Source organism: Tumebacillus avium (assembly GCF_002162355.1).
GTDB lineage: Bacteria > Bacillota > Bacilli > Tumebacillales > Tumebacillaceae > Tumebacillus_A > Tumebacillus_A avium.
On record NZ_CP021434.1, the window covers coordinates 2199300 to 2212973 of the forward strand.

A 13674-nucleotide genomic window follows, 5' to 3' on the forward strand; every position below is an offset into this window, starting at 1 on the left:
GGCGAAACATGTCGAAGTATTGTACCCGAGGAGCATAAGGCTCTTCGGGTCTTTTTTTATTGGATATTATTGTTTTGACATGAGAACAAGGGGCGTGTGAGTGTGACTGAGCTATCCTTTTTGATCTCTGTTTTCTCCGGTCTGGCCAAAGTCGTGGCACATCCTCTTTTTTATGTAGCGTTACTGCTGGTGCTGATGCAATATTTGCGGCAAAACGGCATGGAGCGGCGGATGTTCGGCGTGCGCTGCACCTCGGTGTTCGAGCAGTTTCTGCGCTCGTTTTTGTTCGGCATCGGCGGCGGTGTGCTCGCCACGCTTTTGCTGACGGCGGTCGGCGCGGTCTTGTCGCCGGTCGATATGATCTATGTCTGGGTGGTCGCGCTCGTGCTGGCTCTGGTCAACGTGCGCTACGTCTGTTTTGCGTATGCGGGCGGACTGCTCTCCGTGGTCAGCCTGATCTTGCAGGCGCTGCCGGAGTTTGCGGGCGGTCCGGCGTGGCTGATGACCATCTATCAGGACCTGCGAGGCTTGCACATTCCGGAGCTGATGGCGCTGGTCGCCGTGCTGCACCTCGTCGAGGCGCTGCTCGTCCGCTTTCAAGGGGCGCAGGCGCCGATGCCTGTGTTTGTGGAAGGCAAGCGCGGGCGTTTGATCGGCGGGTTTATCCTGCAGAAGTTCTGGGTGATCCCGATGGGCGCGTTTGTCATCACCGGAACGGGCACAGGCGTTGCCGTGCCGGACTGGTGGCCGCTGATGTCGCTTGGCGTGATCGGGGCAGGGCTGACCATCGTGCCGGTGCCGGCGATCCTCGGTTTTTCCGGTGCGGCTTTGACCAAGACGCCGCGTCAGACCTCGCTGCGCACAGCGAACTATCTGCTCGTCTACAGCGTGATACTGCTCGGACTGGCGATTGGCAGTTCGTATTTTGCCCCGCTGCTGTGGCTGACGGCGCTGTTCTGCACGATCGCGCATGAGCTGTTGATTCTGTGGGAAGTGCGTGAGGAGCAGAGCGGGCAGCCGCTGTATGTGCGCCCGCTGCAAGGGTTGAAAATTCTCTCTGTGCTGCCGAAATCGCCGGCGGAGGAGATCGGGCTGTTGTCGGGGGAGACGATCGTCAAAGTCAACGGCATGCCGGTCAACTCGCCGTATGAACTGCATTTTGCAATCAATCAGAATCCGGCGTATGCCAAACTTGAAGTGCTCACCCCGGAAGGTGAGCCGAGATTTGCGTCAACGCCGATCTATATGGGGGATCATCACCAACTAGGCATCATCCTCGTCCCGGACGATCACGCCCGCCAGTATGTGCGGCTGGGCTCGATCTCGCCGTGGCGATGGCTGTGGGGGCGCTTGGTTGGCGGGGGGAAACAGGCACCATCTTCATACCACTAAAAACATCGAACACGTAGAAGAGTTCTGGGAGGAAACGAAACATGGATATCACAACGGTCATTGGCTTATTGCTGGGGTTGGTGGCGCTTGGAGGCGGTTTCGTACTCGAAGGCGGCCACTTGACGGCGCTGCTCTCCCCAACGGCAGCGATCATCGTTTTCGGCGGCACGTTTGGCGCGGTGGCGCTGGGCACCCCGATGGAAGAGCTGAAGAAGCTCCCGCAAGTCTTGAAAGTCGCCTTTACCTTCAAGCCGAAAGATCCGATGGAAACGATCGACGAGCTGGTCTCGCTGGCGACGACCGCACGCCGTGAAGGGATCTTGGCGCTGGAAGAACGCATTGAAACCTACGATGATGAATTTTTCAAAAATGGCGTCCGCCTCGTCGTCGACGGCGTAGACCCGGATCTGGTGCGCAGCATTTTGGAAACGGAACTGTCCTTCATCGAGTCCCGTCACGAAAAAGCGGTGCAGCCGCTGGACCAAGCGGGCGGTTTTGCTCCGACGATGGGGATTATCGGTACCGTAATGGGTCTGGTGCACGTGCTGGGGAGTTTGTCTGACGTCGCCAACCTCGGGCCGCAGATCGCAACCGCGTTTATCGCGACGCTGTACGGCGTGGCATCGGCAAACGTCATCTACCTGCCGATGGCAACCAAGCTGAAGAACCGCACCAAGCAGGAAGTGTTGATCCGCGAATTGATGATCGAAGGGATCTTGTCGATCCAAGCGGGTGAGAACCCGAACATCCTCGGTCAGAAGCTGAAGGCGTTCCTGGCGCCGAACTTGCGCGTACCGAAAGCGGAGGCAGGGGAAGCAAATGTCGAGACGGCGTAAGAAAGGGCATGGCGGTCATGAGAGCCATGAGCGCTGGCTGATCACCTATGCGGACTTGATCACGCTTCTGATGATTTTCTTCGTGGTCATGTACGCGATGTCGTCGATCGACCAGTCTAAATTTGACTCCTTGTCGGTGTCGATGAACAAGGCGCTCAACCCGAACAACAAGGTGCAGATCGATTCGATGGGCAACACAGGCATTATTTCGAAAACGACCAAAGAAGGCGAGAAAGACGCCAAGGATGACAAGACGCAGCTCGGCGCGACCGAGGCGGAGAAGGAACAGCAGCGCCTCGACGATCTGAAAGCAAAAGTCGAGAAGTTCATCCACGACAACAACCTCGCCGGCCAGATCAACGTGATCGACACCGAGCGCGGCGTGCAGATCACGTTGAACGACACGGCGTTGTTCGAGTCGGGCAGCGCCACTTTGAAAGTGGAAGCGCAGCGCATCTTGGGCGGCATGGCGCCGTTCTTGCAGATCGTGCCGAACGAGATCGCGGTGGAAGGGCATACGGACAACGTGCCGATCAACAACGCCCGCTTCCCGTCGAACTGGGAGCTGTCGGCGACGCGCGCGATCAACGTGTTGCATGACATCGAAAGCAAAGGCGTTCCGGCGAAGCGGCTGCATGCGGTCGGCTATGCGGACACGATGCCGCTGGGTCCAAACGACACGGCGAAGAACCGTTCGTCCAACCGCCGCGTCAACCTGATCGTGCTTCGCGAGCACAAGGCGGAGTCGATCTCGCCGATCGACAAAGAGCATGTGATTCAACCATAAGGGGTAAGGGCAAGATCGCCAGATCTTGCCTTTTTTATTTGCATGTTGTTGTATAATGGAGAGTGGAAGGGGTGCAACGATATGGAGTTTGTAAGAGAACAGCGCAATTTTGAACTGGTTTCTGAATATAAACCGCAAGGCGATCAACCGCAGGCGATTGAGCAGTTGGTCGAAGGACTTGAGCAAGGCGAACGGCACCAGACGCTGCTTGGCGTCACCGGCTCCGGCAAGACGTTCACGATGGCGAACGTCATTGCCAAAGTGAACAAGCCCACCCTGATCATCGCGCACAACAAAACGCTGGCTGCTCAGTTGGCGGCCGAGTTTAAGGAGTTTTTCCCGAACAACGCGGTGGAGTATTTTGTATCCTACTATGACTACTATCAGCCGGAAGCGTACATCCCGTCTTCCGATACTTTTATTGAAAAAGATGCGAAGATCAACGACGAGATCGAAAAACTGCGCCACTCCGCGACGTCTTCTTTGATTGAGCGCAGCGACGTGGTGGTCGTAGCGTCGGTGTCTTCGATCTACGGGTTGGGTTCGCCGACCGAGTACAGCAAGTTCGTCATGTCCCTGCGCGTCGGGATGGAGAAAGCGCGCGATGAAGTGTTGCGCCGCCTGATCGACATGCAGTATGAGCGCAATGACATCAACTTCATCCGCGGGACGTTCCGCGTGCGCGGCGACGTGGTGGAGATCTTCCCGGTGCAGCGTTCGGAGCAGGCGGTGCGGGTGGAGTTCTTTGGCGATGAGATCGACCGGATCACCGAAGTCGATGTGGTGACCGGCGAGATCGTCGGCACGCGTTCGCATGTGGCGATTTACCCGGCGTCGCACTTTGTGACCTCGGGCGACAAGATGCAGGATGCGATCAAAAGCATCCGCGAAGAGCTGGAAGAGCGTCTCAAGGAGCTGCGCGACAACGGCAAGCTCTTGGAAGCGCAGCGTTTGGAGCAGCGCACCAACTATGACTTGGAGATGATGGCGGAGATCGGGTTCTGCTCGGGGATTGAGAACTACTCCCTGCACATGGAAGGCCGTCCGCGAGGCAGCAAGCCAAGCACGTTGTTCGATTACTTCCCGGACGACTTTTTGCTGGTCATCGACGAGGCGCACGTGACGATCCCGCAGATCAACGGGATGTTCAACGGCGACCAGGCGCGCAAAAACGTCCTCGTCGATCACGGCTTCCGCTTACCGTCGGCGAAAGACAACCGCCCGATGAAATTTGACGAGTTCGAGCAGAGCTTCAAGCAGGCGGTCTACGTCACGGCAACGCCGGGCAACTATGAGCAGGAGCACAGCACCCGTGTCGTGGAGCAGATCATCCGCCCGACCGGTCTCCTGGACCCGGTGATCGATGTGCGTCCGATCAAAGGGCAGATCGACGACCTGGTCGGCGAGATCAACCAGCGCATCGCGAAAGACGAGCGCGTGCTGGTGACAACGCTGACCAAGAAGATGTCGGAAGATCTGACCGACTACTTCAAAGACTTGGGGATTAAAGTGCGCTACTTGCACTCCGATATCAAGGCGCTGGAGCGGATGGTTATCTTGCGTGACCTGCGGATCGGGGCGTTTGACGTGCTGATCGGGATCAACCTGCTTCGCGAAGGCTTGGACTTGCCGGAAGTGTCGCTCGTTGCGATCCTCGATGCGGACAAGGAAGGGTTCCTCCGCGCCGAGCGTTCGCTGATCCAGACGATCGGTCGTGCCGCGCGAAATGCGGGCGGGCAGGTTATTATGTACGCCGACAAGATCACCAAGTCGATGGACATCGCGATCAAAGAGACGGAGCGCCGCCGCAAGATCCAGATCGAGTACAACGAAATTCACGGCATCACCCCGCAAACGATCAACAAAAAAGTCCGCGACGTCATCGAAGCGGTCAAATCGACCGACCCGAAAGCAGCCCTCAAAGTCGAAAAGGGCCTCGAGAAGATGTCGAAGAAAGACAAAGACCAGTTGATCGCCAAGCTCGAGCAAGAGATGCGAGAAGCGGCGAAGGCGCTGCAGTTTGAAAGAGCTGCGGAGTTGAGAGATATTATTTTGGAGTTGAAAGCGTCGTAGGGAAACCTGCGATGCTTTTTTTTGAATAGCGGGTGGGCAGTGTTCAGCAGGATCAGATATACTCGTGCCAAATCTGTGGCGAGCGGAGGTGGAAATACGTGTTGAAGCAAAATGAATCTTATGAGCGCCACGAAGAGTATTTACAATGCGTCGAGCAATCGCTCATTCGGGACTATCTGATTTCGGACGAAGATGCGCAGTGTATGGTGAGGCACTCTTGGTTTTTGGAATCGATTCGGAAGAATGCGGAATATATCAAGCATCACCGCCCGGAGTATTGGGCTTCGGAGTTGTATCGGGATTATCAGTTGATTCGCGCATAGGGACACCTCGGACAGCAGATGCTGGCGGGGTGTTTTTTCGCTGTCGAATGGTTGTGAATGACCACCTCTATGCAGAATATGTATCTAATAAAGGAAAATTAGGATAAAATGCACCTATAAAGATTTGATAGTGACACGGGGTGTTGAGGGAGGGCGTTTGATTTGATCACAAAAATTTATCTTGATAATTTTAAGAGTTTTGTCAAAGTCGCAATAAAATTGGGTCCTTTGACTTCTTTTATCGGTACAAACGCCAGCGGGAAAAGCAATATCAAGGATGCGCTTCGAATTCTGCACGGTATTTCCAGAGGGTTTACATTGGCGGAGGCGATCGGCGAGAAATATGGCGAAGGCGGAGTGCCGCTTTGGAAAGGAATTCGCGGCGGTTCCCGAGAGATGATCTTTAGTGGAAACGGCGCAAAGGAATGTCGTATTGGTATTGAATTCCGGGCGCTTTCAATGCCGAAGTTGGGCAGTGGGTTACAAAGCAAGGAATTCTCAGGCGTATACTGGCTGACTATCGCTCTTGATCATGAAAAAGCAAATGCTCCGAAGGTACTCTCGGAAGGCTTACGGATACATGGATACGACTCCAAAAGAGGATACGTACTCTTTCGTAGCAGAACAGAAAATAAAGTTAAAGTAGGAGAGCCTCATCAGCTGAGTAGTACACATAAAAAGTACGCGTTTCGAAATGACATCCCGGCACTTACACAACTTGTAGATCATGCTTCTATTTCTGAAGAAGTAAAAGCATATGTATATGGCCTGATCTATTTGTTGAGAAAGATGAGATTTTTAGATGTCTCCCCCGAAGCAATGCGGCAACCATCGTTGCCAGGACAGATCAAGTTAAGTGACCGCGGTGAGAATTTGTCGTCCGTTCTGCAAGCAATTTGCTTTGATGAAGACAGGAAGAAACTGCTCTTAAAATGGTTGAGGGAACTGTCTCCACAAGAAGTGGTGGATTTTGAGTTTTCCGAGGATACGCAAGGGAAAGTCGTATTTCATTTGGTTGAATCCAATGGCAGAAAGACGTCCGCCTACAGCGCTTCTGATGGCACTTTACGCTTTTTGGCAACCGTTGTTGCGCTGCTTAGTCCAGAATCTGCGATGTTCTATTTTCTTGAAGAAATTGAAAATGGGATTCATCCCTCCAGATTGCATCTTCTTGTGCGGCTTATGGAACAACGAGCAGCAAACTCCGAGATCCAACTCGTATTAACCTCGCATTCACCGTTTATGTTGGATTTTCTTAGTGAACAGTCGCTCCAGAACCTTTCGATTATCTACAGATTACCTGCCAGGGCATTTTCTGAGGTCAAATCTGTTGTCGACATCCCCGACTTTGATGAGCTGCACAAAAACAAAAACGTCTCTGAGATGCATCTTTCCAATTGGTTTGAAAACATTTTGGAGTTCATGGACGAGGAGTGACGACATGAGTTTTAAAGTGCTGGTAATCACGGAGGACTATGTTTACGATCAACATATTGTTCAGCCTATCGTGCGAAAGATTTGCGAAGAAGCGGGAAAGCCAAACGCAAAGGTTATCGTCTGTACAAATCCAAGGTTTCGCGGATTTGAAGACTGCACGAAAATTGATCGGTTGAAAGAAGAGGTCATTGAAATGTATAAGATGGTTGACCTGTTCTTGTTGTTGGTCGACCGGGATGCGAATGAATATAGACACGAGAAACTAGCGGGGATCGAGGCACAGTTAAAGCTTTCCTTACGATCAAATCAGAGTTTTATTACTGAAAATGCACATCAAGAAATTGAGGTATGGGCGTTGGCCGGCTTGGATTTGCCGAAAGGTTGGAGTTGGGCTGAGATTCGCAGCGAGCGAGACCCCAAGGAGAAATATTTCTACAAAGTCTCGAAAGAAATTGCTTATTTGATGATCCGGATCAAGGACGGGCTGAATTGATGAATGTTTCGATGAAACAGTGGGCAAGAATCAAGCAACGCTGCCCTGAAGACATCGGGCGATTGATGAATCGGGTACAAACAGAGTGCGTACTTACTGTGTAATATGATAGGGCACCTCGAACAGCAAATGCTGACGAGGTGTTTTTTCGTGTGGAGGCAGGGCAATACTGGGGGTCATCTGTTGAAAAAGGACGGGTGATCAGCATGCGCAGGATTGTGGAAGAGTTGGAAGTACGGGGCGGCACACCGCTTTGGCTGCAACCTCAGGTCGCGCTTGGCTTGGCTGTGGCGGCGCTGGTGTGGGTGGTGGTGCGGTGCGCGTGGGTGAGTGATGACGCGTATATTACGTTTCGGACGGTCGATAATTTGCTGCACGGGTACGGGCTGACGTGGAACGTCGGGGAGCGGGTGCAGGCGTATACGCATCCGCTGTGGATGTTTTTGATGGCGGTGCTGGCGGGGGTGACGGGGGAAGTGTTTTTAACCAGTATCGGGCTGTCGGTCGCGGTGACGCTTTTGAGCTTGTGGGTGCTGGCGCGGAAGGTGGCGCTGAACTTGTGGACGGCTGCGGCGGCGGTTGGGATGCTGGCGCTGTCGAAGGCGTTTGTCGACTACTCGACTTCGGGGTTGGAGAATCCGCTGACACACCTCCTGCTTGCCGTGTTTTTCTTGCTGCTGATCAAAGAGCGCGGGCTGCTCTGGCTGGCTCTGTGCACGGCACTCCTCATGGTGAATCGGATGGACACGGTGCTGCTCGTCGCTCCAGCACTTGCCGTGGCGTTTTGGCGGGAAAAAGGGGGCTGGGCGCGAAAAACGGGGCTTGTCGCGGCCGGACTGCTGCCGTTTTGGCTGTGGGAAGGGTTTTCGGCGGTGTACTACGGGTTTCTCGTGCCAAACACGGCGTTTGCCAAGCTCGGGACGGGCATCGGGGCGTGGGAGTCGGCACAGCACGGGCTGTTCTACCTGCTGAACTCGCTGCGCCTCGATCCGCTGACGCTGGTGCTGATCTGCTGCGGAGCGCTGCTCGGCCTGCGTTCGCGGGATTGGCGAAAAGCGGCGCTGGCCGCCGGGGCCGTGCTGTATGTCGCTTATGTGGTCAAGATCGGCGGGGACTTTATGAGCGGGCGGTTCTTGACCGCGCCGCTGCTGGTGGCGGTGATGCTCCTCGCCACGTTTCCACTGCCCAAGCGGCTGTTAGCAGCCGCACTGCTGCTTGGGGTGACGTCGCCTTACGCGCCGCTGTGGAGCGGAGCCGATTACGGGCTGCAGCGCGCCGATGTGATCGACCGGCACGGGATCGCCGATGAGCGGGCGTTTTACTATTCGCACGCCGGGCTGCTCCGCGTGCGGGAGCCGGACCACCCGTGGGCGGAGGAAGGCAAGCGGGCTTCAACAAGCGGCTACCCGGTGCAGGTGAAAGCGACGGTTGGCTACTACGGCTATTATGCCGGGCCGGGCGTGCAGATCATCGACCCGTTTGCGCTGGGCGATCCGCTGCTGGCGCGCCTGCCGTTCTTCTACAAAGCGGACTGGCGGGTCGGACATTTTGAGCGCGTGCTGCCACGCGGATATGCCGAGACGTTACGAACCGGCGAAAACCGTTTGGCAGACAAAAATCTGGCTCGGTATTATGACAAGCTCGCCTTGATCACGCGCGGGGACTTGTTGTCCCAAGAACGCTTGGCGGCGGTCTGGGAGATGAACCGCGGCGCGTATGAGCACTGGATTGATCAAGAGGCGTACAAAACCGGGGCAGCGATTGGTGTAAAGAGAAGGTAAAGATTTGCGTTAAGTTCTTAATTAATATGTAGTAATTTGTCGTTTTTGCAAATAGTTAAAAACACTACTAGTCAGAAAATGGGTGATAAGCTATAATTAAGACATCAAATCGTAATCCTATCTAACCGAGGTGGCTTTTTATGAAAAAAGTGATCATCCGTGGCGGCAGCATCTGTGGTTAGTTTCATATCTGGTTCGTTCCTAGCAGAGGATCTGAAGATCGCGACCCCGGCCATTTCATTGGCCGGGGTTTTGATTTTTCGTGTAGTCCGTTGCTTTTTTGACGAAACTGGTTCAATATAGGAGTTAGAGAATGTTTGTTCGTATTCAGAGCGGAAAAGGGGAAGGAAATGGCACAGGAACACATCGTCGTCAAAGGTGCGCGCGCGCACAATTTGAAAAATATTGATGTGACGATTCCACGCGACAAGTTTGTGGTCTTGACCGGTCTGTCCGGGTCGGGGAAATCGTCTTTGGCATTCGATACGATCTATGCGGAAGGTCAGCGCCGCTACGTGGAATCGCTTTCCGCGTATGCGCGTCAATTTCTTGGGCAGATGGACAAGCCGGATGTCGACTCGATCGACGGGCTGTCTCCGGCGATCTCCATCGACCAGAAGACCACGTCGCGCAACCCGCGCTCCACAGTCGGCACCGTGACGGAGATCTACGACTATCTCCGCCTGCTGTTCGCCCGCATCGGGCGGCCGCACTGTCCCAACCACCCAAACATCGAGATCACCTCCCAGACGGTGGAACAGATGGTCGACCGGATTTTGGAGCTGCCGGAACGCACGCGGATTCAAATCTACGCGCCGCTGATCAAAGGGCGCAAAGGCGAGCATACCAAGGTCTTCGAAGACGTTTCCAAGCAGGGCTTTGTCCGTGTCCGCGTCGACGGAGAGCTGCGCGAGCTGTCTGAGGAGATCAAGCTGGAGAAGAACAAAAAGCACACGATCGAGGTCGTCGTCGACCGCATCGTGATCAAAGATGACATCCAGACCCGCCTCGCCGACTCGCTGGAAACGGCGCTCAAGCTGGCGGAAGGCACGGTGATCGTCGGCATCGTCGACGGGGAAGAGATGCTGTTTTCCTCCAGTTTGTCGTGCCCGGAATGCGGATTCTCGGTGACCGAACTGGCGCCGCGGATGTTTTCGTTCAACTCGCCGTTTGGCGCCTGTGAGACCTGCGCGGGCCTCGGCACCAACATGGAGATCGACCCGGACCTCGTGGTGCCGGACTGGTCGAAGTCGCTCGCCGAAGACGCGATCGAGCCGTGGCAGGGCCGCACATCCAACTACTACCCGCAGCTTTTGGAAGCGGCGGCGAACTATTATGAGGTCGACAACAAGCTGCCTTTGCGCGACGTGCCGGAGGAGAAGCTGAAGAAGATCTTGTACGGCAGCCAAGGCGACAAGATCAAGTTCAAATATGAAAATGATTTCGGCCAGTCGAAGATCGCCGAGCTGGAGTTTGAAGGGGTCATCCCGAACCTGGAGCGCCGCTATAAAGAGACGGTGTCCGACTATGTGCGCGAGTTTATCGAAGAGTACATGAGCGCCAAGCCGTGCCCGGCCTGCAAAGGCAAGCGTCTGCGTCCGGAGAGCCTCGCGGTCACCATCGGCGGGGAGAACATCTCGCATGTGACCGGGCTGTCGGTCAATGATGCGTTGAGCTATTTCAACAGCCTGTCCCTGTCGGAGAAAGAGATGACGATCGCCCGCCTGATCTTGCGGGAGATCGAGTCGCGCCTCGGCTTCCTGCGCGACGTCGGGCTGGATTACCTCAACCTGTCGCGCGCGGCCGGCACGCTGTCCGGCGGCGAAGCGCAGCGGATTCGCCTGGCGACACAGATCGGGTCGTCCCTGATGGGCGTCCTGTACATTCTGGACGAGCCGTCGATCGGGCTGCATCAGCGCGACAATGAGCGGCTGATCAACACGCTGGTGCACATGCGCAACCTCGGGAACACGCTGATCGTTGTCGAGCATGATGAAGACACGATGCTGGCCTGCGACTACATCATCGACATCGGGCCGGGTGCCGGCGTGCACGGCGGGACGATCGTCTCGCAAGGGACGCCGCAGGAGGTCATGGCCGATGAAGCGTCGATGACCGGGGCCTACCTGAGCGGGCGGAAGTTCATTCCGGTGCCGGAAGAGCGCCGCAAGCCGGGCGACAAGTGGGTCAAGGTGGTCGGAGCGAAGGAGAACAATTTGAAAAACATCTCCGCCAAGTTCCCGATCGGCTTGTTCACTTGTGTAACGGGCGTGTCGGGGTCGGGCAAGTCGACGCTGGTCAATGAGATCTTGAAAAAGTCGCTGGCGATGCACCTGAACGGGGCGAAGTCCAAGCCGGGTGCGCACAAGACGATCGAAGGGCTGGATTATCTCGACAAGATCATCGACATCGACCAGTCGCCGATCGGCCGGACGCCGCGCTCCAATCCGGCGACGTATACGGGCGTTTTTGACGACATTCGCGACGTGTTTGCCACGACGAATGAAGCGAAGATGCGCGGCTACAAGAAAGGCCGGTTCTCGTTTAACGTCAAAGGCGGGCGCTGTGAAGCGTGCAAAGGCGACGGGATCATCAAGATCGAGATGCACTTCTTACCGGACGTGTATGTGCCGTGCGAGATCTGCAAAGGCAAGCGATACAATCGTGAAACTTTGGAAGTCAAATACAAAGGCAAAAGCATTGCCGACGTGTTAAATATGACGGTGGAGGACGCCGTTGAATTTTTCAAAAACGTGCCGAAGATCGCGCGCAAGATGCAGACTTTGCTGGATGTGGGGCTCGGGTATGTCCGTTTGGGACAGCCGGCGACCACGCTGTCCGGCGGGGAAGCGCAGCGGGTGAAACTGGCTTCTGAATTACATCGCCGCAGCACAGGGCGTACCATGTACATTTTGGATGAACCGACCACCGGTCTCCATACGGCCGATATCGACCGTCTGCTGACCGTTTTGCAGCGTTTGGTGGAGAGCGGGGAATCGGTTGTGGTGATTGAGCATAACCTTGATGTGATCAAGACGGCCGACTACCTTGTCGACCTCGGCCCCGAAGGCGGCGACAAAGGCGGCACGATCGTCGGCTCCGGCACGCCGGAGCAGATCGCCAAGATTGCCGAGTCCTGGACCGGCAAGTTCCTCGGCCCGATCCTCGAACGCGACAAAGCCCGCGCCAAAGTTGCGGTGAAGTCGTAAGCACAACAAAAAGCAGGCTTTTTAGGAAGCCTGCTTTTTGAACTTCTGGAATCGGGATAACGCGTGCTGCTCCGTCTGATGTTTCCGCTCGGCTCGGAGCGTCGCAGTGTAAATCAGGTACAGCACCAGCCCGCCCAGCGACAGAGCCGCATTTTGCAGGAAAAAGCGGGTCTGGTCGCCGGAGGACAGCGTGAACCACTCAACGAGCAGGGCGGCCGGGAAGCCGAGGTACCAACGCCCGGAGAGCAGGCAGAGCAGCAGCGCGGGCAGAACGGTGGTGGCGAACAGCGGGACGGCGTCGGGCACAGGGAGCAGGGTCCAGAGCGGGACGCGGGTGTAGAGCAGGTACAGGGCGAAAGCGGTGACGATCGTGACGGCGAAGCGGTGCAGGTCGGTGTAGAAATGCTGCCGCTCCCGGAAACGCTTCAAGTTGCGGCCATGTTTGGCCAAACTGTACAGCACCGCCCCGACCAACAGCGCGGCGCCAGTGATTAGCAGCAGGATCAAGAGTTTCTCTGCCATGTTCCGTTGACACCTCATTATTCGAAAAGTAGTATTAATGATGTAAAATGAACTGGTGCTTGCGTTTTGCCTTCTGCTTTAGTAGCATGTTTGTTGTAAAGAAACGTACGATCGGAAGATAAGGAGTTTGTCGATGGGAAATTGGAAGCATGAGCATTTATCGCAAGAGTTTGTGCGCTATATTGATCAAGGCGTGGTCGAGCTTTCGAAGCGGCTCCATGAAGAGCCGGCGCTTCGATCGCAGTTGGAATCGGTGATCCAGGAACAGCTGTCCCGCTCCCAGATGGAAGCGCACGACATCGAGCAAGGGCTTTCGATTTTGACCGGTCCGCACATTGCCCAGGCGGTGGTTGCTTCGCTGCGCCTCCTCGACACGCATGAAGAGATCGAAGAGCTGTTAGAAGCAGGCTATGACGAGCAGGCCGTGCACTTTCTGCGCTATCTGGTCGCCCGCTACGGCCCGGTCTTTAAAGCGTTCCGCCGCCGCGTGCATTATCCGCTCGGCTGGCACAAGTGCTCGTTTGCCGTGACCAAGCCGGAATACGGCGGTCCTTATCTGAACATGAAAGTGCTGCGCAACGACGACACCCCGCTCGTCCTTGAAGATGATACAGAATCGATGGTCCGCCTGATCAACCTGATGCTCGGCGCGTTGGAGTTGGTCAAAGACCATGACTCGCTCGCCGAGGAGACGCTCACCGAATTTGCTGAGCGCACGCAAAAGCTGATCAATTCGGCCATCGAACGCACGATGGGCGGTACCAACGGTACGGAACACTAAGCCTTTGTTGAACAGTCTATGACTCTCGCAGACCAGACAT

11 protein-coding genes are annotated in these 13674 nt (G+C 55.6%); 10 read left to right on the plus strand and 1 reads right to left on the minus strand.

Annotated elements, in window-relative coordinates; translation table 11 throughout:
• The first annotated feature begins 102 nt into the window (after positions 1-102).
• The 9 genes from CBW65_RS10580 (at position 103) to uvrA (ending at position 12331) form a co-directional block, all read left to right on the plus strand.
• On the plus strand, positions 103-1392 hold the full coding sequence (locus CBW65_RS10580; RefSeq protein ID WP_087456773.1) for a PDZ domain-containing protein: 1290 nt from the start codon (positions 103-105) through the stop codon (positions 1390-1392).
• A 41-nt stretch (positions 1393-1433) separates the two neighbouring features.
• Positions 1434-2228: a flagellar motor protein gene (locus CBW65_RS10585; protein ID WP_087456774.1), complete on the plus strand. Its 795-nt coding sequence runs from the start codon at positions 1434-1436 to the stop codon at positions 2226-2228.
• Positions 2212-3015 (plus strand): flagellar motor protein MotB, encoded by an 804-nt coding sequence (locus CBW65_RS10590; RefSeq protein ID WP_087456775.1) that lies wholly within the window; start codon positions 2212-2214, stop codon positions 3013-3015. Before CBW65_RS10585 ends, CBW65_RS10590 begins: the two co-directional genes overlap by 17 nt.
• Positions 3016-3096: 81 nt before the next feature.
• Complete coding sequence (uvrB, locus tag CBW65_RS10595) at positions 3097-5088, plus strand: excinuclease ABC subunit UvrB (RefSeq protein WP_087456776.1); 1992 nt, start codon at positions 3097-3099, stop codon at positions 5086-5088.
• Positions 5089-5189: 101 nt separating this feature from the next.
• Positions 5190-5411, plus strand: coding sequence for a hypothetical protein (locus CBW65_RS10600; RefSeq protein ID WP_157721884.1), 222 nt, complete (start codon positions 5190-5192; stop codon positions 5409-5411).
• A gap of 162 nt (positions 5412-5573) precedes the next feature.
• Positions 5574-6848, plus strand: coding sequence for an AAA family ATPase (locus CBW65_RS10605; protein WP_087456778.1), 1275 nt, complete (start codon positions 5574-5576; stop codon positions 6846-6848).
• Between the two features lie 4 nt (positions 6849-6852).
• Complete coding sequence (locus CBW65_RS10610; RefSeq protein WP_087456779.1) at positions 6853-7341, plus strand: hypothetical protein; 489 nt, start codon at positions 6853-6855, stop codon at positions 7339-7341.
• Between the two features lie 206 nt (positions 7342-7547).
• Entirely contained in the window at positions 7548-9122 is a 1575-nt protein-coding gene (locus CBW65_RS10615; protein ID WP_087456780.1) for a hypothetical protein, read from the plus strand.
• 350 nt (positions 9123-9472) lie between these two features.
• Positions 9473-12331 (plus strand): excinuclease ABC subunit UvrA, encoded by a 2859-nt coding sequence (gene uvrA, locus CBW65_RS10620; protein WP_087456781.1) that lies wholly within the window; start codon positions 9473-9475, stop codon positions 12329-12331.
• A gap of 21 nt (positions 12332-12352) precedes the next feature.
• Here uvrA and CBW65_RS10625 read toward each other — a convergent pair whose 3' ends face one another.
• Positions 12353-12853: a hypothetical protein gene (locus CBW65_RS10625; protein ID WP_087456782.1), complete on the minus strand. Its 501-nt coding sequence runs from the start codon at positions 12851-12853 to the stop codon at positions 12353-12355.
• 133 nt (positions 12854-12986) lie between these two features.
• Here CBW65_RS10625 and CBW65_RS10630 point away from each other — a divergent pair, with 133 nt between their 5' ends.
• Complete coding sequence (locus tag CBW65_RS10630) at positions 12987-13634, plus strand: cytochrome c-type biogenesis protein (protein ID WP_087456783.1); 648 nt, start codon at positions 12987-12989, stop codon at positions 13632-13634.
• The last annotated feature ends 40 nt before the right edge of the window (positions 13635-13674 follow it).